The following is a 22,042-nucleotide window of genomic DNA, read 5'->3' as shown; positions in this document are numbered from 1 at the left end:
CTCACTGGTGGGGTTGTGGTGCCATGCCGCGAATCACTTCCAGGTTTTCCGAGCTTTCCGACACCATCACGAAGCCGCCGAAGATCACCAGCGCCAGCCCGATCAGGAAGTACCACTGCGGAAACTGCAGTGTGAAGATGGCGGTGAAGAGGGTGGCGAATAGGGCGTAGAACGCGCCCAGCGCCTGCCCGCGCCCCACGCCGATCAACGGGAAGGACTTGTACCAGGCCACCGCGCAGAAGGAGAACGTGAGTCCGCCCACCGCCAGCCATAGCAGTGCCTTGCTATGCACGATGCCCGAAGCGATTTCCGTAACGCTGATCGGCAAGTGGGCGAACAGCGCAATGGCCGGCAGCACGAAGACCACCCAATAGATGGCCTCGGCGGTGTAACGGATCGACACGCCGCAGTCGGGGTCGGTCACGTCCATGGCGCGCCCGACGATGGCGCCTTCCAGCCCCCAGCCGATGGCTGCCATCGCGCCGCCCAGGTAGCCGATCCACTGGTTGTTGCCGCTGTGCGATTCGGCCAGCAGTGCCGGCACGTAGATCGCCACGCCGCCGCCGATGATGATGGCAATACCCACGGTCGCTCGCGCGCTGATGCGCTCGTTGTACCAGAGCTTGGCCACGGTGGCGCCCACCACCGGATACAGCAGACCGGCCACTGCTGCAAACACCGCGCCCACATAACCCATCGCCAGGTATGAGCCGAAGTTGGCCATCAGCCCCCCGGCAATCGCGGCAATGAAGTACCAGCGCGAGATCTTGCGGAACTGGCCGATGGTGCGGAAGTAATCCCCCAGCTTGCCGAGCGTGCCCAGCCACACCCACTGGAATATCACCACCATGCAGCAGTGGAAGGTTGTGATGACGGCTGCACTGGTCAGGAAGACGCGCGGGTCGGAGAGGTCGATGGTGGCAAACGGCGATTCATGCCAGACAGCAGTGCCCGGCACATACCAGGCGCCCCACAGAATGGCGGCCCACAGCGCCCAGCGGTAACCCCACTGCAGCGTGCGTTTGTGATGTGCCGCGCGGGCGGCGGAGGAAGAGGGCAAAACCGGTCTCCTTGTTCTGTGCGCTTGGCCGGCGAGAAAAGCCTTGAGCGCCGGCGGCGCGCGAGTTGACTGGAGGTAAATAAATAAACTAAAGGTGCTTCAGGGTGAGTCTAAGCCGGCCCTCCTGGCTTGCCGGGAAATCAGTCGCAACGATTGACGGGGTTGTTACAAGTTGACGTATGTAACGTCTGGTGGCGGCGGGCAGCGCGCCTGCTGGCGCTACGACGTGCCCGCCTCGGGTACCGCGTCCACCACGGTAATCAGATGCAGCGGCGCCCCCGAGATCGGATCGCGCGCCAGCGACGTGGTCACGCGCACCGGCACGGCGGAGCCATCGCCGCGTACCAGTTGCAGCGAGAGCGCGTAGGCTGGCACCGTGCCCGCCAGCAGTTCGCCGTACTGACGCAGGTGGCGCGCGAGGTCGTCGCGGTGCGTGAGGTCGAGCAGCGTGCGTTGCTGCAGTTCGGCCTCCGATTGGCCCAGCAGCCCGCACAGCCAGGGGTTGGCGCGCAGGCAGCGGCCTTCCAGGCTCACGTGTGCAATGCCGACCGGCGCCTGCTCGAACAGCGTGCGCAACTTGGCCTCGCTGTCGCGGAAAGCGGCCTGTGCCTCGACTTCGTCCGTTACGTCCTGTGCCGCGCCGATCATCACCGGCGTGGCGGCGGCCGGGTCCTGCGCCTCGCCTTCTTCGCGAATGTGGCGGCGCGTGCCGTCGGGCAGGGTGATGCTGTATTCGACGCGATACGGCCGGCGTGTGGCGACGGCCTGATCCAGCACAGCCTGCACGCGCGCGCGGTCGGCGGGAACGATCGTCGCCAGGTAGTGCGCCATCGTCACCGGCTTGGCCGGCACCCAGCCGAAGATGCGATAGGCCTCATCCGTCCAGCGGCAGGCGTCGCTGCCGGGCTCCCAGAGCCAACTGCCGAGATGGGCGATCTGCTGCGCCTTGGCAAGCAGCGCCTCGGAGTCGCGCAACGCAGCCTCGGCCGTGCGGCGCTCGGTAATGTCCAGGCTCAGGCCGATCATCTTGACGGGCCGGTCCTGCGCGTCACGCACCAGCGTCGCGCGCGAGACGATCCAGCGTACCGCATCCGGCGCCGGCGCTATGCGGAATTCGTGTGCATAGACGCCGCCTGTGGCCAGGTTTTGCGTGATGGCAGCCTGCACGCCGGGCACATCTTCGGGGACGACGCACCGCCAGAAATCGTCCAGCGTGCGGATCTGCCGGCCGAACAGGCGCACGGCGTTGGGCGAGTAGGCGACGGCATCCGTCAGCAGGTTCCACTCCCACGTAACCACGCCCGAAATCTCCTGAGCGAAGGTCATGCGCGCCTCGCTTTCCATGATGGCGGCCAGATGCTTCTGGCGGCCTTCGCGGGCGCGGGCATCGGTGTTCAGGCTTGCTTCCAGGTCGGCCAGCGCGCGGTCGCCGTAGCGCAGCCACAGCCAGTTCACGTTCAGGAAGCGCGCCAACGCAAGCAGGTTGGCGTATTCGATTTCGCCGCCGCGCGTCCACTTGTGCACCGCCGAGGGCGACACACCCAGCGCCGCCGCCACCTGCTTGAGCTGGATGCGGCCGCGCGTGAGCACGCCCTTGAGGCGGTCGGCGAAGCTGTCGTCATCAAGCGGGCCGTCGGGCGGCGGGAGCGAGGCGGTGGTCATGAAGCGGAATTCACTGGAAGTTGTTCGTGACAGTATAACGCCACGAAAATAGTCAAAAACTATCAATTACTGCCTATTGCCAGGCCATATCGATTGGGTGAGTGCAACCAATCTTTCCTAGACTAGTCCATAATTCTCCAAAGGTAAATAACGACACCTACAGTGAATTTCTAAGTCGCCGCACCGAGTGACGCCTGCGAAGGCGCTTATGGTGTCGGCATTTCGGGCGCCGTCTTCTTTGTGCGCCAGCCATCAACCGGTCCAGGATATGACGCAAGCTTCTCTTTCCACCGATTTCCGTGCCACCACGCTGGCGCCCCGTCTAGATCTGTATATCGACGGCCAGTGGGTGCAGCCCGAAGGCGGCGTGTACCGCGACATCGTTGATCCCGCCACCGAGAACATCCTGACGCAGGCCGCCGACGCGTCCGTGGCCGATGCACAGCGCGCCATCGCCGCGGCCCGCCGTGCCTTCAACGAAGGCCCATGGCGCCAAACCGGCACGCGCGAGCGCGCCCGTCTGCTCAACCGCATTGCTGACGCCATCGACGCCGATGCCGAGAACCTCGCCACGCTCGAATCGCTAAACACGGGCAAGACGATCATCGAAAGCCGTTGGGATATGGACGGCATCGCCGCCACGTTCCGTTACTTCGCGGGGCTCGTGGCCACCGAGTCGGGCCTCATCAACGAGGCCCCGTCGCACGTCATCAGCCGGACGCTGCGCGAGCCGGTGGGCGTATGCGGCCTGATCACGCCGTGGAACTACCCGCTGCTGCAGGCCGCGTGGAAGATCGCCCCGGCGCTGGGCGCGGGCAACACGGTCATCATCAAGCCGAGCAACATGACGCCGTTGACCACGCACCGCTTTACTGAGCTGCTGATCGAAGTCGGTTTGCCGGCTGGCGTGTTCAACCTGGTCACCGGTGCCGGCGAAGCGGGGGCCGAGCTGTCGCGCAACCTGGACGTGGATCTCGTCTCGTTCACGGGCGGCGCAGTGGCGGGTGCGGCCGTCATGAGCGCAGCCGTCGGCAACTTCAAGAAGATCGGCCTGGAACTGGGTGGCAAGAACCCGAACATTATCTTTGATGACGCGGATTTCGATGCCGCTGTCGACTACGCACTTAACGCCGCGTTCTTCCATGCCGGCCAGGTGTGTTCGGCCGGCTCGCGCCTGATGCTGCAAGACGGCATCCATGACCGCTTTGTCGACGCGCTGGTCGAGCGCGTCAAACGCATCCGCCTGGGCAATGGCTTTGCTGAAGGCACGCAAATGGGCCCGGTGCAGTCGGCCTTCCAGCGTCAGAAGATCATCAACATGGTCGCGGCCGGCGTGCAGGAAGGCGCGGTGCTGCGCTGCGGCGGCAAGGCGCCGGAGGGCAAGGCATTTGAGCGCGGCTTCTGGTTGGAGCCAACAGTGCTGACCGACGTGCGCGACGACATGAAGATCGCCACGGAAGAGATCTTCGGCCCGGCGCTCACCGTCGAGCGCTTCAGCACGGAAGAAGACGCCGTGCGCCGCGCCAACAACACGCCGTTCGGCCTCGCCGGCGCCGTCTGGACGCGCGATCTGGACCGCGCCAACCGCGTCTCGCGCGCACTGCGCTTTGGCACCGTGTGGGCCAACGACTACCACCCGTACTTTCCCGAGGCGCCGTGGGGCGGCTACAAGGCCAGCGGCATCGGCCGCGAACTCGGCCGAGGCGGCCTGGACGAGTACACCGAACTCAAGCACAGCTACATCAACCTCGCGCCGTGCCCGATGGGCTGGTTTGGCACCGACGCTGAGTAAACACGGAGGGCAAGTTTTGACGACGACTACCGCACAGGAATATGACTACATCATCGTGGGCGCGGGCTCGGCCGGCTGCGTGCTGGCTGCGCGCCTGACCGAAGACCCGGACGTGACCGTGCTGCTGCTCGAAGCCGGCGGCCCCGACCATCGTTGGGATTTCCGCACGCAGATGCCGGCCGCGCTGGCATATCCGCTGCAGGGCACGACCTACAACTGGGCCTACGAGACCGAACCCGAGCCCCATATGAACAATCGCCGCATGTCACAGGGGCGCGGCAAGGGCCTGGGCGGTTCGTCGCTCATCAACGGCATGTGTTTCATCCGTGGCAACGCGATGGACTATGAGCGCTGGGCCAGCGATTTTCAGTTGGATGACTGGACGTACGCCGACTGCCTGCCGTACTTCCGCAAGTCCGAAACGTACGACAAGGGCGCCAACGATTGGCACGGCGATTCCGGCCCGTTGCACGTCACCACGCCCAAACAGGACAACAGCCTGCTGTTCCACGCCTTCATCGAGGCAGGCGAGCAGGCTGGTGTTCCCGCCACGGATGACCTGAACGGCTATCGCCAGGAGGGCCTGGGGCCGATGGACCGCACTGTCACCGACAAGGGCCGACGCTGCAGCACTTCGCTGGCGTACCTGGACGCAGCGCGCCAGCGCTCCACGCTGACGGTGTTGCCGCGCGTGCTGGCCGATCGCGTGATCTTTGACGGCATGCGCGCCGTTGGCGTCGAGGCGCTGATGGATGGCAACCGCGAGACCTGGCGCGCGCGCCGGGAGGTGATCGTCAGCAGCGGTGCCATTGCTTCGCCGCAGTTGCTGATGCGCTCGGGCGTGGGCAATGCCGATGAGCTGCGCGCAATGGGCATCCACTCGGTGGCACATCTGCCGGGCGTCGGCGAGAACCTGCAGGACCACCTGGAGATGTATATCCAGTACGAGTGCATCCGCCCGGTGTCGATCTACGAGGCGACGCTCTGGTACAACAAGCCGAAGGTCGGCCTGGAGTGGTACATGAACGGCACGGGCCCGGGCGCCAGCAACCATTTCGAAGCGGGAGGCTTCATCCGCAGCGATGACAGCTTCGAATGGCCAAACATCCAGTACCACTTCCTGCCGCTGGCGGTGAACTACGACGGCAGCAATCCGGTGAAGATGCACGGCTTCCAGTGCCACGTCGGGTCGATGCGCTCTCCGTCCACCGGTCACGTGAAGCTCGCCTCGCGCGACCCCCGTGATAAGCCGCGCATTCTGTTCAACTACATGGCGCATGACGTGGACTGGCGCGAGTTTCGCGCCGGCGTGCGCATCACACGCGACATCATCGCGCAGCGCGCGTTCGATCAATATCGCGGCCGTGAGATCAGCCCTGGCCCGGGCGTGCAGACCGATGCCGAGATCGACGCCTTCGTGCGCAGCCACGCCGAGACCGCGCTGCACCCGTCCTGCACCTGCAAGATGGGCGATGCCTCCGATCTGATGGCCGTGGTCGACAACGAAGGCCGCGTGCATGGTCTGGAAGGCCTGCGCGTGGTCGATGCGTCGATCATGCCGCGCATCGTCACCGGCAACCTGAACGCGCCGACCATCATGATCGCCGAGAAGATTGCCGATCGCATTCGCGGCGCCGCGCCGCTCGCGCGCGTGGATGCGCCGTTCTACGTGGCGGGCAAGTCGCCACTGCAGGCGCCGGCCAAGGCGCTGGTGGCCGACGAACTGGTGACGGCCTGATGCGCTGGCAGCGGGTCGCGACAATGCTGGGTGGTGCGGCGGCGTGCGCTGCCGCACCTGCGTTTGCCGATAATGTGCCGGCCAATGACGAGAGGCGCTGGTCGGCCAACGCGTCGGTCGTTTCGCAATACGTATCGCGCGGCCTGCGACAGACATGGGGAAAGACGGCGCTGCAAGCCGGCGTCGACTACACGATGCCGAGCGGCGTGTATCTCGGCGCATGGGGTTCGCAGGTGAGCGATCACGTCATCGCCGGCGGCCGTGCGGAGATCGACACCTACGTGGGCTATGCCGCCAAGACCGCGCACGACATCGAGCTGACCACCGGTTTGTACCGCTACTGGTATCCCGGCGCGCGCTATGACAAGGCTTTCGCGGGCGGCCCGGCTACCGGCTACGGCTATACGGAGTGGATGGTCGGCGCCGGCTGGCGTGGCGTGTCGGTCAAGCTGTGGACATCGCTGTCCAACTACTTCGGCTTTGACGGCAATTCGCTGGCCGATGGCATCGACAGAGGCAGCCGAGGTTCAACGTATGCCGAGGCCAACTGGGACGTGCCGCTGCCCAACGACTTCACGCTCGGCCTGCACATTGGCCATGAGCACGTGCGCAACCACAGCGCGTTCAGCTTCACCGATTACCGCGTGGAGTTGTCGCGCCCCATCAACAAGTTCCTGACGCTGTCCGCCGCCTTCACCGGTGCGGACGCGCCTGGCTACGCCAACCAGCCCTCGGTGCACAACGGGGTCGACCACATGACGCTTGGCAGGCGCACGGTCGCGCTCAAGTTGACGGCGATGTACTGAGCTGTGGGCGGTGGCGTGTTTCCTTCAACCCTTTCTCCACAACCTTCGCTCTGAGAGCAACACACCATGGCCTCCCTGGGTTTTACCGACGTTGTCGGTCTGGTCGGCGTCGCCGCTTATGTCACCGCCCACTTTGGCGTGCAGGTCCTGCACAAACCGCCGACCGGCCCGTTTGCCGTTCGCCTCAATCTGGTCGGACCGATCTGCATCCTGATTTCGCTGATGGGTGCGTTCAACCTGGCCTCGTTCCTGACGCAGTTCTTCTGGCTCGGATTGACGCTGATGGGCTGGTGGAAGAATAAGCAGGCGGGGCGGCAGGTGGTCGATAACCTCGGCGGGCCGCGCCCGGGGCAGCCGGCGCAGCAATAAGTTCGTGCCGTACAGCAAAAACCGCGCTTTCGAGCGCGGCTTTTTTTTGGGGGGCTGGCTATTTGCCGAACGCCGCGACGACGTGATCGACGAAGCTGCGTAGCTTGGGCGTCGGCCGCCGGTCTGGCGAGTAGAGCAGATGGATCGGCCGGGAGGGCGCTTCGTAGTCCGACAGGAGTTGCACCAGCCGGCCGGAGGCCAGGTCGTCCTGCACCAGTTCGAGCGGTTGCAGGATGATGCCCAGCCCTTCCAGCGCGGCCATGCGCAATCCCGCACCGTTGTTGATCGAGAGGCGACTCTTGACCCGCACGATGGTCTGACCCTGCGCGTTCGAGAACTCCCAATCCAGCGCCGTTGGCTGTGCCCAGTAGGCGAAGCTCAGGCACTGGTGGTTTTCGAGATCTGCGGGGTGCTCCGGTGTGCCGTGCCCCGCCAAGTAGGCTGGCGAGGCGCAGACCACCAGCCGATACGGCGAGAGCTCGCGCGCAATCAGCCCAGAATCGGCTAGCGGCGCGATGCGGATCACCGCGTCGTAGCCTTCGTCAACCACATCGACGATGCGGTCGGACAATGTCAGGTCGACCTGCACCTCGGGATACGCGCGCAGGTACGACGCCAGCATTGGCACCAGGCAATGCACGCCGAAGCTGATTGGCGCATTGACACGCAGTGTGCCGCGCGGCTCGGCCTGCAGGTTAGCGGCCAGCGCGTCCACGGCGTCGGCTTCGGCCAGCACGGCGCGGCTGCGCTCGTAGAAGGCGCGGCCGGCCTCGGTCAGGCTTTGGCGGCGTGTGGTGCGGTTGATGAGCCGCATGCCGTAGTGCGCTTCCAGAAAGCGCACGTGCTTGCCGACCATCTGTGAAGACAGCCCGAGCGCCACGCCGGCCGATGCAAACGAACCCGTTTCGGCAGCTTTGACGAAGACGGCCATGCTGGTAAGTCGATCCATTATTCGAAACCAATCGTTTCAATAGATGGTTTTAGGTCGTAGTTTATCTCTGAATTGGTGCTAATTATAGTCAGGGCTCGATTGTTTCCACGGAGAGCCAACATGGCACGTGTTGTACGCATTCACCAAACCGGTGGCCCGGAAGTGCTGCGCTTTGACGACATTGAAGTAGCGCCGCCGGGGCCGGGTGAGATCACCCTGCAGGTCAAGGCGATTGGCCTGAACCGGGCCGAATCGATGTTCCGTTCGGGCCAATATTTGGAGTCGCCCGTGTTTCCGGCGCGGCTGGGCTACGAGGCCGCAGGCGTTGTCAGCGCCATTGGCGAGGGTGTGACGGGTTTGGCGGTCGGTGATGCGGTGAGTGTGGTGCCGCCGCTGTCGATCACCCGCTGGGGCATGTATGGAGAAGTGGCCACGGTGCCGGCCGAGGTGGTGGTCAAACACCCGGAGTCGCTCGGCTGGACTGAAGCGGCGGCGCTATGGATGCAGTACGTGACGGTGTGGGGGGCGTTGATCGACCTCGCCAAGCTGAGGCACGGCGATGCCGTCGTTATCACCGCTGCGTCCAGCAGCGTCGGGCTGGCGGCGATCCAGGTCGCGCGCATGGTGGGCGCGACCGCCATTGCCACCACGCGCACCAACGACAAGGCGCAGGCCTTGCGCGAGGCCGGGGCGGACCACGTGATCGTTACACAGGACGAAGACCTGGTTGCCCGCGTGCTGGATACCACTCACGGCAAGGGCGCCCGTGTGGCCTTCGACCCGATCGCCGGCTCAATGCTGCCGCTGCTGGCTGACGCGCTGTCAGACGATGGGACGGTGATTGAGTACGGCGCACTGAGTACCGAGCCGACCGCATTCCCGCTGTTTCCGGCGTTGGCCAAGCGGTTGAGCGTGCACGGTTACACCTACCAGCGTGTGGTGCGCGATCCGGCCAAGCTCGCCGCCGCCAAGCGCTTCATTCTCGATGGGCTGGCCTCGGGCGCGCTCAAGCCGGTCATTGATCGCGTCTTCCCGCTGGAACAGATCGTTGACGCGCACCGCTATCTGGAATCCAACCAACAGTTCGGCAAGATCGTCGTAACGGTGTGACGCAATATGCCGCCGCCCAGCAGAGAGTGTGGCGGCATATTGTTTGTGTTTTGGGAACAGTATTTTCTTTGATTGGTAATTTATCCATTGCTGGCAACGATCTATTCTGATCTCAAGCGCAACGAACTGAGCGCAACCGAACATCCAGGCAAATAAGGAGCCGATCATGAACACCCGTCTCGCTACCGCTTTTTCCCGTCGCACCCTGCTGGCCTTGGTGGCCACCGTTTCGGCCTCTGCCGCACTGCTGTCGGCCCATCCGGCCGCCGCTGCCGTCCACGCAAACGCTGATCCATACACGCAAGGTGCTGTCGCCAAGACCGATCCGTACACACAAGGCGCCGCCGCCAAGTTCGACGTCTATACGCAAGGCGCTGATCGTCAGGCCGATACCTACGGCTACCTCTCGTGGAAGAACGATCGCTTCGACCCGTACACCCAGGGTGCCGTCGGCAAGGCTGATCCGTTCACCCAAGGCGCGCTGGCCAAGGCAGATCCGTACACCGATGGCGCTGCCGCCAAGTTCGATCCGTACACGCAAGGCACTGACCGCCAGGCTGACACCTACGGTTATCTGTCGTGGAACGGCGATACCTCCTATCCGAACGACGCTGCTTCGCGCGCCTGATCCGGCCTCACCAAAGCAAAAGGGCCTTGGGGTTCAATCCAAGGCCCTTTTTGTTTGCGCGACTGCCGCGCGGTGCGGTGATTAGACGACGCCGGCTTCGTGCGCCTGCTGATCGGCGTGGTACGAACTGCGCACCATGGCGCCCACGGCGGCGTGCGTAAAGCCCATCTCGTAGGCCTTCTCCTCGAACATCTTGAAGGTGTCCGGGTGCACGTAGCGCAGTACCGGCAGATGGTGGCCCGACGGGGCGAGATACTGGCCGATGGTCAGCATGTCGATGTCGTGCTCGCGCATGTCGCGCATGACTTCGAGGATTTCTTCGTCGGTTTCGCCCAGGCCGACCATCAAGCCGGACTTGGTCGGCACGTTCGGGTTGCGGGCCTTGAAATCCTTCAGCAGCTTCAGAGAGTGCGCGTAGTCCGCGCCCGGACGGGCTTGCTTATACAGTCGCGGCACGGTTTCCAGGTTGTGGTTCATCACGTCCGGCGGGCATTCTTGCAGGATGTCCAGCGCCTTCTCCAGGCGGCCGCGGAAGTCCGGCACCAGCACTTCGATGCGCGTGGCCGGCGACAGGGCGCGCGTACGCGAGATGCAATCGACGTAATGCTGGGCGCCGCCGTCACGCAGGTCGTCGCGGTCGACGCTCGTGATGACGACGTAGTTGAGCTTGAGTTGGGCGATGGTCTTGGCCAGGTTCTCCGGCTCGTTCACGTCGAGCGGGTCCGGGCGGCCATGGCCGACGTCGCAGAACGGGCAACGGCGCGTGCACTTGTCGCCCATGATCATGAACGTGGCCGTGCCCTTGCCAAAGCACTCGCCGATGTTCGGGCAGCTTGCCTCTTCGCACACCGTCACGAGGTTGTTGGCGCGCAGGATGTCCTTGATCTCGTAGAAGCGCGAATTGCCGGTGGCGGCCTTGACGCGAATCCAATCCGGCTTCTTGAGCTTCTCGGCCGGCACGATCTTAATGGGAATGCGCGCCGTCTTATCGAGCGACTTCTGCTTGGCCGTGGCGTCGTACGGCTTGTTCGACGGGGCGGAGGTGGCGGCGCTTTCGGTGGCGCCGGTGGCGGAATCGGTCATCGTGTTCTCCGCGTGCGCTTGTGACGCACGCTTTTCGGTACTGCCTACTGCGGGCCGGTCGCTACGCGGTAGCGGCTTGGGCGGGTTGCGCTTGCGCGCGTTGTTGCAATTGGGCGACCAGCGCATCGGCCAGCTCGCGCGAAATGCACTGCCAGTCGCTCGCGGCGACAGTGCGCCCGGAGGCATCGCGGGCGCCAGCGGTCACCATGTCGACGGTTTCCAGGCCGACATAGCCACACGGATTGATCTGCGTGAAGGGCGACAGGTCCATCGCCAAGTTCAGGCTCACGCCGTGGTAGCTGCAGCCGTTACGAATCTTCAGCCCCAGCGCGGCAATCTTGGCGCCTTGATGCGGCCCGCCCGACAGATAGATGCCGGGGGCGCCAGCCTTGCGTTCGGAGGCGACATTATACGTGGCGAGCGTCTCGATGACGGCCGCCTCGATGGCATCGACCAGCGCCTTCACGAACAGCCCGCGCCTGCGCAGATCGAGCAAAAGGTAGGCAACGACTTGACCGGGGCCGTGGTAGGTGATCTGCCCGCCACGGTCGACCTTCACCAAAGGGATGTTGCCGGGCGCCAACAGATGCGCCGGGTCGCCGGCCAGCCCGAGCGTGAACACCGGCGGGTGTTCGACCAGCCAGATCGTGTCGGGGGTGTCGGGGCCGCGCTGGGCGGTGAAGGCCTGCATGGCGTCGAAGCAGGCGGCGTAGTCCTGAAAACCGCGCTCGACGATGTCAATCGGAATCATGCTCGCGAGTGTAGCGCAGGGCCGGCGATGGCGCCGGATGCCTTTGCCCGACTTGCTCGCAGGGTCGGCACAAAAAAAGACGATGCCGGCGCGATGGGAGGCATCGGCGCCGGCATCGGGCTCTTACGGCACATGCCGCAAAAGGAGACTGAAACAGGTTCAGTGGTTTAGACGTCCACCTCAAGCGGCCACGACAGGCGTTTCGACGTGCTCGTTCCAGCCGAGCGCGGCGAGCGTATGGCGCCAGCCGTTGGTGACGTGCCGCGGCGTGCGCGGCATATGGCCATCGGGCGCCTCCACGGCCAGTGATACCGGGCCAGCGGCTTTCGGGTCCACCGAGACGACGATTTCCTCGCCGCGCTTGACGGCTACACTGCCGCCGGCACGCAGCCATTCGTCGCCGGCTTTGTTCTCGTGCGTGACCCACACGTCACGGCCATAGGCCTCTTCCACGCGCAGGTTCTGGTTCGCCGGCATGCGCAATGCCACCACTTCGCCGGGCTGGAGAGTGAATACAATTTTTGTTAGTACAGCTTTCATGATCGGCTCCTTCACGGCATCGGGGTGGGGCCTGCCGTAGTGAGAAGTCTAGGCGCATGATTGCCTAGTACCAAACGATATATATTGGTGTCTTTGATAAATCAGCTCACATAAAACACAAGACAGCCAGGAGGGAAAACGTGACGGAAATCCGGGAGCCCATGCGCCTGCCTTCACTCGGCGCATTGCGGGTGTTTGAGGCGGCGGCCCGCTATGAGAGTTTTTCGCGCGCGGCGACGGAGTTGTTCGTCACGCACGGCGCCGTCAGCCACCAGATGCGCACGTTGGAGGAGGAGTTGGGCGTGCTGCTGTTCGAGCGGCGCGGCAAGCGCGTTACGCTCACGCATGCGGGCCGCGCCTACGCTGATCGCGTGCGCGAGGCGCTCGATCAGATCGCCCAGGCCACGCACCAGTTGCGCGCCGGCAACCGCGACAACCGCTTGGCTATCAGCACCATGCCGTCGTTTGCAGCGCGGTGGCTGACGCCGCATATCGGCACCTTCATCGAGAAGCATCCCGAGCTGGAGGTGGAGTTGTTCTCCAGCCCCGCGCTGGTCGACTTCGCGCGCGAGGAGATGGACGTGGCGCTGCGCATGGGCTCCGGCAACTATCCGGGCCTGTACGTGGAAAAACTGTTGGACGACGTGTTCTTCCCGATCTGCAGCCCGTCGTTCAATGGCGGGCGCCTGCCGCGCACGGTGGCCGAGATGGCGGGCATGACGTTGCTGCGCAGCGAGGGCGAGGACTGGAAGCCGTGGTTTGACGCGGCAGGGCTGCCCGGGTTTGTGGAGCAGCGCGGCGGGTTGATGTTCCAGGATTCGTCACTGCTGCTGCAGGCCGCGGCAGCCGGGCAGGGCATTGCGCTGATCCGCCCGACACTGGCCTTCAACGACTTGATGACCGGCCGCGTGGTGCGCCTGTTCGAAACGACGATCCCGTGCCCTTGGAATTATTACTTCGTTTGCCCGCACAGCGCGCTGCAGACGCCGAAGATGCAGGCATTCCGTGCGTGGCTGCTGCCGGAGATTGCAGGGTTCAAGCTCAAGCTGGAGCGGCTGATGAGCGATAACACGGTCTGCCTGGGGCATGTGGCCAAAGGCTGAGTGATGATCGTCGCTTTCCAAGCAAAACGCCCCGGCATGACCGGGGCGTTTTTAATTGCGCGTGCGCGCTTTACAGCACGATCTTCACCATCGGGTGCGACGTCAGCGCTTGGTACAGCGCGTCGAGCTGCTGGCGGCTGGTGGCACGCACGATCACCGTCAGGCCCAGGTAGTTGCCGCTGGACGACGGGCGCATCTCCATGCGTCCGGCATGAAACTCCGGATCGTGCACGCGGACCACTTCGACAATGGTCTCGGCAAAGTTGTCCTGCATCTTCCCCATCACCTTGATGGGGAAGTCGCTCGGATACTCGATCAGCGATTGCTCGGGCGGGATGTGGCCCGGCGGCGTTTTGTCAGAAGAGGTCATGCCGAATCAGTTTGGGTCGATTACTTCTTTTTAAACCACAGCTTGACTGCGTCAATCGTGCGTCCGACGAAGCCGGCTTCCGGCACCGCTTCCAGCGCTACCGCCGGGAACTCCGACACCACGGTCGCACCGTCCATCACCTTGACCGTGCCGATCTGCTGGCCCTGCGTGATCGGGGCGATCAACGGATCCTTGCGCTCAAGCACCGGCTTCAGGCGGACGCCCGAGCCCTTGGGCACGGTGATCCACTTGTCTTCCAGCACGCCCAGCTTCACGGTCTTGGCCTGGCCCTTGTACACGTCGGGCGTCTGCAGGGGCTGCTGGGCCTGATACAGGCGCACGGTGTCGAAGAACTGGTAGCCGTAGTTCAGGACCTTCAGGCTCTCCTGTGTGCGGATCTGATCGCTCTTGGTGCCGATGATGACCGACAGCAGGCGGCGGTTCGCGCCAGGCACGTCTGGCAGCGGCCGGTTGGCTGAAGTGACCAGGCAGTAACCGGCCGACTTGGTGTGGCCGGTCTTGCCGCCATCGACGGTCGGGTCGAGCCACAGCAGGCGGTTGCGGTTGGGCTGCTTGATGTTGTTATAGGTGAAATCCTTCTGCGAATAGAACTTGTAGTCCTGCGGGAAATCCTTGATCAGCGCCGAGGTCAGGATCGAAAGATCACGTGCCGTGGAGTAGTGGTTCGGATCGGGCAGGCCGGCGGCATTGGCGAAATGCGTGTTCTTCATGCCCAGGCGCTGGGCCTCGCGGTTCATCAGCATCACGAAGTTGGTCTCCGTGCCGCCCACGGCTTCGGCCAGCACCAGCGCTGCATCGTTGCCCGATTGCACGATCAGGCCCTGCGTCATCTCACGTAACGAAGCGGGCTTGCCCGGCTGCAGAAACATGCGCGATTCGTCCGTCTTGACCGTGCGCACGGTCTCGGTGGGCGTGATCATCTGGTCGTACTTGAGCTTGCCGTCACGCACGGCTTCGAAGACCAGGTAGGCCGTCATCAGCTTGGTGAGCGAGGCCGGCTCGATGCGCTCGTCCATGTTGGCGCCGCCGAGCACCTGGCCGCTGGTCACGTCGGTCAGCATCCACGAACGGGCCGCGACTTGCGGCGCCGGTACGGGCTGCGCCACGGCAGGCAATGCCGTGGCAAGCACGGTAGCGGCCACGACGGTGACAACGGCGGGGTGAACGACGGAAGCGGTGAAACGGGTCTGCATGGCGGGTCCTGCGGTCTGCTTGGGGTTCAACGACGCCGCGCACCGGGGGCAGGCGCGGCATCCGGAAAACGAAAGAGTTACTGGCGTGGCGCCCAGGCGCCGGTGATGAGCTGCCGAATCAGGTGCAGCTTGCGATGGAAGAAATGGTCGGCGCCGGGAATGACGATCACGGGCAATTCCTGCGGGCGCGCCCAGTTGAGTACGTCGATGAGCGGGACGGTGTCGTCTTGCTCGCCGTGAATGATGATGGTGTCGGCCGGCACCGGCGCCACGTCCCAGCGCGAGGTGGCGGTGCCGACCAGGGCCAGGCGTTCGGCGGGCGTGCCGGCCTCGGCCAGGCGGCGCGCCACTTGCGAGATGACGAAGCTGCCGAACGAGAAGCCGCCGAGTGCCAGCGGCAGCGTGGCCACATCGGCCGACCACTCCGTCTGCGTGCGCATCCAGTCGAGCACGGCCAACATGTCGTCCTGCTCGCCGATGCCATTGTCGTGCGTGCCTTCGGTCTTGCCGACACCGCGGAAGTTCGGGCGCACCGTCGCATAGCCGAGGCCGACGAAGGTGCGTGCCAGGGTTTGCGCGACCTTGTTATCCTTGGTGCCGCCAAACAGCGGATGCGGATGGCCGACAAGCGCCAGGCCGCGCGGCGCGCCGTCCGGTAGGTCGATCGACAGGTCGATCTGCCCGACCGGGCCGGGGATCAGGCGTTCTTGGGTATACGCGTTCATGAAGCAGCGGATGCAGTCAGGCTTAGGCTGCGGCAGGGCGGTCGACCATCAGCCGCTCGACCGGTTTGCCTTCAATCAGATGGCTCTGGATGATCTCGTCGATGTCGTCTTTGTCGACATAGGTGTACCAGACGGCCTCGGGGTAGACCACCAGCACCGGACCAAGTTCGCAGCGGTCCAGGCAGCCGGCTTTGTTGATGCGCACGCGGCCTTCGCCGTTGATGCCGAGTTCCTTGCAGCGCTTCTTGGCGTATTCCTGCATGGCCTTGGCGCCAAAGTCGGCGCAGCAGCGCGAGCCGTCCTCGCGTTCGTTCAGGCAGAAGAAAACGTGGTGCTGATAGTGGCTGCTCATGGGGCGGGTGCAGTGCGTGCGCGTGGGCAGGGCGTGAACGGCTTGCGGACGCCGCGCCCAAGGAGTGGATTTGCGTAACGAGCCGGCATTATACGGCCCCAAGGTGGCCATCCTCTGCGATATGGCTGTGCGATGCTGCGCCGCAACACGTTTTCCGGATGTCTGGACGCCCTTGTGCGCGGATTCCGGGATTGACGACGGATGGGCCGGGTGCCATCGTAATCACACCAAGCTGGCACAAGGGCTGGCAGGTAGCCGGCTGGCGATTCGAGCACTGGCATAGCCCTTGCAATAAAGGCTGTCCTGCTGCGGGAAGCGCTGGACAACGGCGCATCGAGGCAGGAGAGAGACCACATCAGGGCGGGTCGGACCGGGCGAGCAGGTGAGCGCACGGCCGGTCTGTGACACTCGAGGAAGACATGAAAAAACCGTTCTACAAAATCCTGTACGTACAGGTGCTGGCGGCCATCGCCATCGGCGTGCTGCTGGGCCATTTCTCGCCCAAGCTTGCCGTGCAGATGAAGCCGCTGGGCGATGGTTTCATCCAGCTCATCAAGATGGTGATCGGGCCGATCATCTTCTGTACGGTCGTCTCCGGCATTGCCGGCATGCGCGACATGAAGAAGGTGGGCCGTGTAGGCGGCAAGGCGCTGCTCTACTTTGAGGTCGTCTCGACCTTCGCGCTGGTGATCGGCTTGGCGGCCGGCCACATCTTCAACCCGGGCGCGGGCTTCAATGTTGACGTCAACACGATCGACGCCAAGGCCGTGGCGCAGTACGCCGCCAAGGCACATTCGGCCAGCACGGTCGACTTCCTGCTGAACATCATCCCGAGCACGGTGGTGGATGCCTTTGCCAAGGGCGACATCCTGCAGATCCTGCTGATCGCGCTGCTGTTTGGCGGTGCGCTCTCCGCCATGGGTGATCGCGCGCAGATGGTGACGGATTTCATCGACCAGATCGCGCACGTGTTTTTCCGCATCGTGCACATCATCACGCGCGTGGCCCCGATCGGCGCGTTCGGTGCAATGGCCTTCACCATCGGCAAGTACGGCGTGGTGTCGCTGGTGCCGCTGCTCAAGCTGATCGGCACGTTCTACCTGACGGCCATCATCTTTGTGGTGGTGGTGCTGGGCACAATCGCGCGCCTGACGGGCTTCAACATCTTCCGCTTCGTGGCGTATATCAAGGAAGAGCTGTTGATTGTGCTGGGCACGAGCTCGTCCGAATCGGCGCTGCCGCACCTGATGGAGAAGATGGAGAAATTGGGCTGCTCGAAGTCGGTGGTGGGCCTGGTTGTGCCGACCGGTTATTCGTTCAACCTGGACGGCACCAACATCTACATGACGATGGCAGTGATCTTCATCTCGCAGGCGCTGAACATCGAGCTGACCTGGACGCAGCAACTGACCATCCTGGCGGTGGCGATGCTGACCTCCAAGGGTGCCTCGGGCATCACCGGCGCGGGTTTCATCACGCTGGCCGCAACGCTGGCCGTGGTGCCGACGATTCCGGTGACGGGCATGGTGCTCATCCTGGGCATCGACCGCTTCATGAGCGAGTGCCGTGCGCTGACCAACATCACCGGCAACGGCGTGGCTTGCGTGGTGATCTCGGCATGGGAACGCGAGCTGGACCGCAGCAAGCTGGCCCGCGTGATGTCGGGCAAACGCAGCGAAAGCGTGACGGCCACCCCGGCGGTCTGATCGGTCAATCCTGGCAGGCGCCTGAGGGCGCCGCCGCTTGCAAGCGTATGATTGCGGGGCCTGTCCTTCCAGACGGCCCCGCTTCTTTTTTTGAGGCTGTCCCGCGTGAAGCAACTCGGCACTGCGGCCACGGAAGGCAAGGCAAGAATCGCTGCCCCCGTCTCTGCCGTCCCTCTCCAGCCGATGTCCGATCCCGACCTTTCGTTGTCCAGCGCCACGGGCTCGCGACGCGCGTTCTGGTGGCTGGTGGCAGCCGGGCTCGTGGCGCTGATGGCCGTGGTGTGCGCGACCACCTTCGTGGTGGCCTGGAACCGGGGGCTGGCCCAAGCGCAGCAGGCAGCCGGCGGGCGCGTCGACCGCTATGCCGCCAACCTCAAGAGCACACTGGACCGCTACGAATACCTGCCGGCGCTGGTGGCGCTGCATCCGTTCATCCACGACCTGCTGACCAACCCGACACCCGCGAATGTCAATCGCGCCAACCGCTACTTGCGCGAAGTCAATGACCGCGCCCACGCTGCCGCCGCCTATGTGATCGCCCCCAGTGGCCAGGCGCTGGCCGCCTCCAACTACAACCAGCCCGACAGCTTCGTTGGCGCCGAGTACCAGTTTCGACCGTATTTTCAGCAGGCGGCGGCCGGGCACGTCGGGCGCTTTTACGGCATCGGCATCACGCGCGAGGAGCCGGGTTACTACATCTCGCAACCGGTCATGCAGGATGGTCGCGTGATCGGCGTGACGGTGGTCAAGCTCAACCTGGAATGGTTCGGCCGCGCCAGCCACGATGCGTCGGAACCGGTGATGGTGGCTGACGAGAACGGCGTGATCTTCCTGTCATCCGTGCCGACGTGGCAATACCGCACGTTCGAGCCGCTCACGCCGCATCTGCGGGCGCAGCTGGAGGCCACGCGCCAGTACTTCCGCAAGCAGATCACGCCGCTGCCGCTGCAGCCAGAGGCGCCGGCTTTCCTGAAGTTGGCCGGGCGTCTGCCGGAGGGCGCGGAGCTTGTGCGCATCGGCGAGCGCACCAATGCCACGCGCTACCTGCAGGTCTCGCGCGAGTTGGTCGAGCCCGACTGGACGCTGATGTACCTCACCCCCGTGGACCCGGTGATGAGTGCCGCGCGCAGCGCCACCGTGGCCGCCGCGTTTGCCTTCGCGTTTGCTTGTCTGCTGCTGTTCTATTGGCGCCAGCGCCGCCTGCGCCTGATGGAAATGTTGCGCAGCCGCCGCCTGCTGGAGGCCGCGTACGACCAGCTCGAACGCCGCGTTGAAGACCGCACCGCCGACCTGATGGCCACCAACGAGCAGTTGCAGCACGAGATTGTCGATCGGACGCGCGCCGAGGCTGAACTGCGTGCCACGCAGGACGAACTCGTGCAGGCCAGCAAGCTTGCCGCGCTCGGCCAGATGGCCGCCGGCATCACGCACGAGCTGAACCAGCCGCTGGCCGCGTTGCGCACGTTCTCCGACAACACGCGCATCCTGCTGGAGCGGGGCCAACATGGCGCGGCCACCGACAACCTGCAGGCCATCGCCGACCTGACCGAGCGCATGGGCAAGATCACCGCGCAGCTCAAGCTGTTCGCGGGCCGTTCGCGCCGCAAGCACAGCGACGTGCAGGTGCGCGTGGCGCTTGATCACACGCTGGCGCTGCTGCGTCCACGCTTGGGCGAGGTGCGGCTGCAACTGCACTGGCGCATGCCCGAGGCCGAGGCCGTCGTCCGCGCCGATGAGCTCAAGCTGGAGCAAGTGCTGATCAACCTGATCGGCAACGCGCTCGATGCCATCCAAGCCAATGAAACTGCGCACCCGGGCTGCATCGACATCGACATTGGCCCCGCTGAAGGCGCACCGTCACAGTTGAGCATCGCCGTGCGCGACAATGGCCCCGGCATTCCGCCCGACGCCATGCCACACCTGTTCGAGCCGTTCTTCACCACCAAGGAGATCGGCCAGGGGTTGGGCCTGGGGCTGGCGATTTCCAGCAGCATCGCGCGCGACTTCGGTGGCTCGCTGTCGGCGGCCAATGTGCCGGGCGGCGGGGCGCAGTTCACGCTGGCACTGGTACGCGCCGAAGTCACTTCGGCCGCATCCTCCTGACCTGTTTTTCATACCGATACGACTATGTCCGAAGGCTTGAACGTTCTCTTCATCGAAGACGATCCGCCGGTGCGCCAAGCCACCGCGCAGAGCCTGGAGCTGGCCGGCTTCAACGTGCAGGCGTTCGGTAGCGCCGAAGAGGCGGTCGGCAAGATCGACGCGAACTTTCCCGGTGTGGTGGTGAGCGATCTGCGCCTGCCTGGCGCAAGCGGTCTGGACGTGCTCGCACACTGCCAGTCGTTCGGCACCGGCATTCCGGTGGTGCTTGTTACCGGCCACGGCGACATCACCATGGCCGTGCAGGCGATGCGCGACGGCGCGTTCGACTTCATTGAAAAACCGTTCCCTGCCGAGCGCCTGACCGAGACCGTGCGCCGCGCCGTCGAACGCCGTGCGCTGGAATTGGAAAACCGCGCGCTGCGCCGCGAGCTGGCCGGGCCGGCGGCGGGCACGCGCATCATTGGACGCTCGCCGGCGATGGCCGCCGTGCGCGCGCTGATCGACAACGTGGCCGCCACCGATGCCCCGGTGCTCATCAACGGTGAGACCGGCACCGGCAAGGAACTGGTCGCGCGCAGCCTGCACATGCTGTCGCCGCGCCATGACAAGCCGTTCATCGCGCTCAACTGCGGGGCCGTGCCGGAGTCGATCTTCGAGAGCGAGATGTTCGGCCACGAAGCCGGCGCCTTCACAGGCGCGGGCAAGCGGCGCATCGGCAAGCTGGAACACGCCTCGGGCGGCACGCTGTTTCTCGACGAGATCGAGAGCATGCCGGTCGCGCTGCAGGTCAAGCTGCTGCGTGTGCTGCAGGAGGGCATGCTGGAGCGCCTCGGTTCGAACACCTCGGTGCGCATCGACGTGCGCATCGTGGCCGCCGCCAAGGGCGATATGGAAGCGCTGATCGAAGCGGGCGGCTTCCGGCGCGACCTGTATTACCGCTTGAACGTCGTCACCATCGATTTGCCGCCGTTGCGCGAGCGCCGCGAAGATATCATCCCGCTATTCGAGCACTTCCTGCTCGAAGCCGCCGTGCGCTATCAGCGCCCGCTGCCGATGCTGGCCGAGCGTCAGCGCCACGAGTTGATGCAATCGAATTGGCCCGGCAATGTGCGCGAGCTGCGCAATGCGGCCGACCGACTGGTGCTCGGCGTTGGCCGCACGCCGGTGGTGACCGACGCCTCGGAAGACGGCATGCCGCTCAAGGAACGTATCGAGCGCTACGAGCGCACGGTGATTGCCGAGACGCTGGCGCGCACGGGCGGCTCGGTGCATCAGGCCGCGGACATCCTGCAGGTGGGCCGCGCCACCCTGTACGACAAGATCAAGCGGTATGGGTTGTAGGTAGCGGTCTCTGCCGCAGAAAACAAAAACGCCCGGCGTCGACCGGGCGTTTTTTCATGGACGGGCGGAATCGCTCAGGCCTGCTTGCCCAGCGTGTCCTTGAGCAGCGCATCGAACGACGCCCACTCCGGCTCGCCAACGTAGCGCTTGAGAATGCGTCCGTCGCGGTCAACCAGGAAAGTGGTGGGCGTGAGCTGCACGTCGCCGAACGCCTTGGCGGCAGTGCCGTCGGCATCCATCGCCACCTTGAAGGGCAGCTGGCGCGTCTGGCTGAAATTCATCACGTACATCGGCGCGTCGTAGCTCATTGCCACGGCCACATACTCCAGGCCCTGACCCTTGTACTTGTTGTATGCCTGGATCATGTTGGGCATTTCCTTGATGCAAGTCGCGCAGCTCGTGGCCCAGAAGTTGACGAGGTACACCTTGCCCTTCAAGTCTTGCGTCGAGAGCTTCTGCCCATCGAGCAGCGTGAAGGTGGCGGTCGGCACCTGTTGCGACGGCGAGAACGCGCGCCAACCGAACCAGCCGGCCGCAGCCAGCACCAGCACGATCACGGACAGCAGCCAGCGGCGGCCAGAGGCAGCGGGCGTGGCGGCAGCGGAGGAAGTCAGGGTCGAGGCCATGTCGGCGACGGCTCCGGAAAGGGGAAACAAAT

21 protein-coding genes are annotated in these 22,042 nt (G+C 64.6%); 10 read left to right on the top strand and 11 right to left on the bottom strand.

The window, feature by feature from the left end; translation table 11 throughout:
- Nucleotide 1 precedes the first annotated feature (1 nt).
- Both B4F51_RS20300 and B4F51_RS20295 read right to left on the bottom strand, forming a co-directional pair.
- Nucleotides 2-1,060, bottom strand: a complete 1,059-nt coding sequence (locus B4F51_RS20300; RefSeq protein WP_296228481.1) for a DMT family transporter — start codon at nucleotides 1,058-1,060, stop codon at nucleotides 2-4.
- Between the two features lie 219 nt (nucleotides 1,061-1,279).
- The gene (locus tag B4F51_RS20295; RefSeq protein WP_296228480.1) at nucleotides 1,280-2,722 is read right to left on the bottom strand and encodes a PAS domain-containing protein; all 1,443 of its coding nucleotides are present in this window, start codon (nucleotides 2,720-2,722) and stop codon (nucleotides 1,280-1,282) included.
- Between the two features lie 268 nt (nucleotides 2,723-2,990).
- Here B4F51_RS20295 and B4F51_RS20290 point away from each other — a divergent pair, with 268 nt between their 5' ends.
- From B4F51_RS20290 to B4F51_RS20275, 4 genes are all read left to right on the top strand, one after another.
- The gene (locus B4F51_RS20290) at nucleotides 2,991-4,514 is read left to right on the top strand and encodes an aldehyde dehydrogenase family protein (RefSeq protein ID WP_296228479.1); all 1,524 of its coding nucleotides are present in this window, start codon (nucleotides 2,991-2,993) and stop codon (nucleotides 4,512-4,514) included.
- Nucleotides 4,515-4,530: 16 nt separating this feature from the next.
- The gene (gene betA / locus B4F51_RS20285) at nucleotides 4,531-6,252 is read left to right on the top strand and encodes a choline dehydrogenase (RefSeq protein ID WP_296228478.1); all 1,722 of its coding nucleotides are present in this window, start codon (nucleotides 4,531-4,533) and stop codon (nucleotides 6,250-6,252) included.
- Nucleotides 6,252-7,058 (top strand): TorF family putative porin, encoded by an 807-nt coding sequence (locus tag B4F51_RS20280; protein WP_296228477.1) that lies wholly within the window; start codon nucleotides 6,252-6,254, stop codon nucleotides 7,056-7,058. Before betA ends, B4F51_RS20280 begins: the two co-directional genes overlap by 1 nt.
- Nucleotides 7,059-7,124: 66 nt before the next feature.
- Complete coding sequence (locus B4F51_RS20275) at nucleotides 7,125-7,427, top strand: CBU_0592 family membrane protein (RefSeq protein ID WP_296228476.1); 303 nt, start codon at nucleotides 7,125-7,127, stop codon at nucleotides 7,425-7,427.
- Between the two features lie 58 nt (nucleotides 7,428-7,485).
- Here B4F51_RS20275 and B4F51_RS20270 read toward each other — a convergent pair whose 3' ends face one another.
- On the bottom strand, nucleotides 7,486-8,376 hold the full coding sequence (locus B4F51_RS20270; protein WP_296228475.1) for a LysR family transcriptional regulator: 891 nt from the start codon (nucleotides 8,374-8,376) through the stop codon (nucleotides 7,486-7,488).
- A gap of 102 nt (nucleotides 8,377-8,478) precedes the next feature.
- Here B4F51_RS20270 and B4F51_RS20265 point away from each other — a divergent pair, with 102 nt between their 5' ends.
- Nucleotides 8,479-9,468, top strand: coding sequence for a zinc-dependent alcohol dehydrogenase family protein (locus B4F51_RS20265; RefSeq protein WP_296228474.1), 990 nt, complete (start codon nucleotides 8,479-8,481; stop codon nucleotides 9,466-9,468).
- Nucleotides 9,469-9,634: 166 nt separating this feature from the next.
- On the top strand, nucleotides 9,635-10,096 hold the full coding sequence (locus tag B4F51_RS20260; RefSeq protein WP_296228473.1) for a hypothetical protein: 462 nt from the start codon (nucleotides 9,635-9,637) through the stop codon (nucleotides 10,094-10,096).
- An 81-nt stretch (nucleotides 10,097-10,177) separates the two neighbouring features.
- Here the strand turns inward: B4F51_RS20260 and lipA are convergent, their stop codons facing one another.
- The 3 genes from lipA to B4F51_RS20245 form a co-directional block, all read right to left on the bottom strand.
- Entirely contained in the window at nucleotides 10,178-11,179 is a 1,002-nt protein-coding gene (gene lipA / locus B4F51_RS20255) for a lipoyl synthase (protein WP_296228472.1), read from the bottom strand.
- Between the two features lie 61 nt (nucleotides 11,180-11,240).
- Nucleotides 11,241-11,930, bottom strand: coding sequence for a lipoyl(octanoyl) transferase LipB (gene lipB / locus B4F51_RS20250; RefSeq protein WP_296228471.1), 690 nt, complete (start codon nucleotides 11,928-11,930; stop codon nucleotides 11,241-11,243).
- Nucleotides 11,931-12,110: 180 nt separating this feature from the next.
- Nucleotides 12,111-12,470, bottom strand: a complete 360-nt coding sequence (locus B4F51_RS20245) for a DUF2917 domain-containing protein (RefSeq protein ID WP_296228470.1) — start codon at nucleotides 12,468-12,470, stop codon at nucleotides 12,111-12,113.
- Nucleotides 12,471-12,610: 140 nt separating this feature from the next.
- Between B4F51_RS20245 and B4F51_RS20240 the strand changes: the two genes are divergently transcribed.
- A complete protein-coding gene (locus B4F51_RS20240) occupies nucleotides 12,611-13,573 on the top strand; it encodes a transcriptional regulator GcvA (RefSeq protein WP_296228469.1) in 963 nt (320 codons plus the stop codon).
- Nucleotides 13,574-13,643: 70 nt separating this feature from the next.
- On the opposite strand, the gene B4F51_RS20235 is transcribed toward B4F51_RS20240, so the two are convergent.
- From B4F51_RS20235 to B4F51_RS20220, 4 genes are all read right to left on the bottom strand, one after another.
- Nucleotides 13,644-13,943 (bottom strand): YbeD family protein, encoded by a 300-nt coding sequence (locus B4F51_RS20235; protein ID WP_296228468.1) that lies wholly within the window; start codon nucleotides 13,941-13,943, stop codon nucleotides 13,644-13,646.
- Nucleotides 13,944-13,963: 20 nt separating this feature from the next.
- A complete protein-coding gene (locus B4F51_RS20230; protein ID WP_296228466.1) occupies nucleotides 13,964-15,157 on the bottom strand; it encodes a D-alanyl-D-alanine carboxypeptidase family protein in 1,194 nt (397 codons plus the stop codon).
- 77 nt (nucleotides 15,158-15,234) lie between these two features.
- The gene (locus tag B4F51_RS20225) at nucleotides 15,235-15,882 is read right to left on the bottom strand and encodes an alpha/beta hydrolase (protein ID WP_296228464.1); all 648 of its coding nucleotides are present in this window, start codon (nucleotides 15,880-15,882) and stop codon (nucleotides 15,235-15,237) included.
- 22 nt (nucleotides 15,883-15,904) lie between these two features.
- Complete coding sequence (locus tag B4F51_RS20220; protein ID WP_296228463.1) at nucleotides 15,905-16,234, bottom strand: (2Fe-2S) ferredoxin domain-containing protein; 330 nt, start codon at nucleotides 16,232-16,234, stop codon at nucleotides 15,905-15,907.
- 419 nt (nucleotides 16,235-16,653) lie between these two features.
- On the opposite strand from B4F51_RS20220, the gene B4F51_RS20215 reads away from it, so the two are divergent.
- The 3 genes from B4F51_RS20215 (at nucleotide 16,654) to B4F51_RS20205 (ending at nucleotide 21,384) form a co-directional block, all read left to right on the top strand.
- Nucleotides 16,654-17,940 (top strand): dicarboxylate/amino acid:cation symporter, encoded by a 1,287-nt coding sequence (locus tag B4F51_RS20215; RefSeq protein ID WP_296228461.1) that lies wholly within the window; start codon nucleotides 16,654-16,656, stop codon nucleotides 17,938-17,940.
- Between the two features lie 90 nt (nucleotides 17,941-18,030).
- On the top strand, nucleotides 18,031-20,043 hold the full coding sequence (locus B4F51_RS20210) for a sensor histidine kinase (protein ID WP_414706797.1): 2,013 nt from the start codon (nucleotides 18,031-18,033) through the stop codon (nucleotides 20,041-20,043).
- Nucleotides 20,044-20,067: 24 nt separating this feature from the next.
- Entirely contained in the window at nucleotides 20,068-21,384 is a 1,317-nt protein-coding gene (locus B4F51_RS20205) for a sigma-54-dependent transcriptional regulator (protein ID WP_296228458.1), read from the top strand.
- Between the two features lie 74 nt (nucleotides 21,385-21,458).
- Here the strand turns inward: B4F51_RS20205 and B4F51_RS20200 are convergent, their stop codons facing one another.
- Nucleotides 21,459-22,010: a TlpA disulfide reductase family protein gene (locus B4F51_RS20200; protein WP_296228456.1), complete on the bottom strand. Its 552-nt coding sequence runs from the start codon at nucleotides 22,008-22,010 to the stop codon at nucleotides 21,459-21,461.
- Nucleotides 22,011-22,042: the final 32 nt, after the last annotated feature.

Source organism: Ralstonia sp. UBA689 (genome assembly GCF_002298975.1).
GTDB lineage: Bacteria > Pseudomonadota > Gammaproteobacteria > Burkholderiales > Burkholderiaceae > Ralstonia.
Note: the sequence above shows the minus strand (reverse complement) of the source record. Positions and strands in the feature narration are given on the sequence as shown.

Excerpts from the sequence above, each read along its gene's own strand:
- B4F51_RS20295 (WP_296228480.1), bottom strand. The coding sequence starts at position 2,722 with ATGACCACCGCCTCGCTCCCGCCGCCCGACGGCCCGCTTGATGACGAC.
- B4F51_RS20290 (WP_296228479.1), top strand. The coding sequence starts at position 2,991 with ATGACGCAAGCTTCTCTTTCCACCGATTTCCGTGCCACCACGCTGGCG.
- B4F51_RS20280 (WP_296228477.1), top strand. The coding sequence starts at position 6,252 with ATGCGCTGGCAGCGGGTCGCGACAATGCTGGGTGGTGCGGCGGCGTGC.
- B4F51_RS20275 (WP_296228476.1), top strand. The coding sequence starts at position 7,125 with ATGGCCTCCCTGGGTTTTACCGACGTTGTCGGTCTGGTCGGCGTCGCC.
- B4F51_RS20270 (WP_296228475.1), bottom strand. The coding sequence starts at position 8,376 with ATGGATCGACTTACCAGCATGGCCGTCTTCGTCAAAGCTGCCGAAACG.
- B4F51_RS20265 (WP_296228474.1), top strand. The coding sequence starts at position 8,479 with ATGGCACGTGTTGTACGCATTCACCAAACCGGTGGCCCGGAAGTGCTG.
- B4F51_RS20260 (WP_296228473.1), top strand. The coding sequence starts at position 9,635 with ATGAACACCCGTCTCGCTACCGCTTTTTCCCGTCGCACCCTGCTGGCC.
- lipA (WP_296228472.1), bottom strand. The coding sequence starts at position 11,179 with ATGACCGATTCCGCCACCGGCGCCACCGAAAGCGCCGCCACCTCCGCC.
- lipB (WP_296228471.1), bottom strand. The coding sequence starts at position 11,930 with ATGATTCCGATTGACATCGTCGAGCGCGGTTTTCAGGACTACGCCGCC.
- B4F51_RS20245 (WP_296228470.1), bottom strand. The coding sequence starts at position 12,470 with ATGAAAGCTGTACTAACAAAAATTGTATTCACTCTCCAGCCCGGCGAA.
- B4F51_RS20235 (WP_296228468.1), bottom strand. The coding sequence starts at position 13,943 with ATGACCTCTTCTGACAAAACGCCGCCGGGCCACATCCCGCCCGAGCAA.
- B4F51_RS20230 (WP_296228466.1), bottom strand. The coding sequence starts at position 15,157 with ATGCAGACCCGTTTCACCGCTTCCGTCGTTCACCCCGCCGTTGTCACC.
- B4F51_RS20225 (WP_296228464.1), bottom strand. The coding sequence starts at position 15,882 with ATGAACGCGTATACCCAAGAACGCCTGATCCCCGGCCCGGTCGGGCAG.
- B4F51_RS20220 (WP_296228463.1), bottom strand. The coding sequence starts at position 16,234 with ATGAGCAGCCACTATCAGCACCACGTTTTCTTCTGCCTGAACGAACGC.
- B4F51_RS20215 (WP_296228461.1), top strand. The coding sequence starts at position 16,654 with ATGAAAAAACCGTTCTACAAAATCCTGTACGTACAGGTGCTGGCGGCC.
- B4F51_RS20205 (WP_296228458.1), top strand. The coding sequence starts at position 20,068 with ATGTCCGAAGGCTTGAACGTTCTCTTCATCGAAGACGATCCGCCGGTG.
- B4F51_RS20200 (WP_296228456.1), bottom strand. The coding sequence starts at position 22,010 with ATGGCCTCGACCCTGACTTCCTCCGCTGCCGCCACGCCCGCTGCCTCT.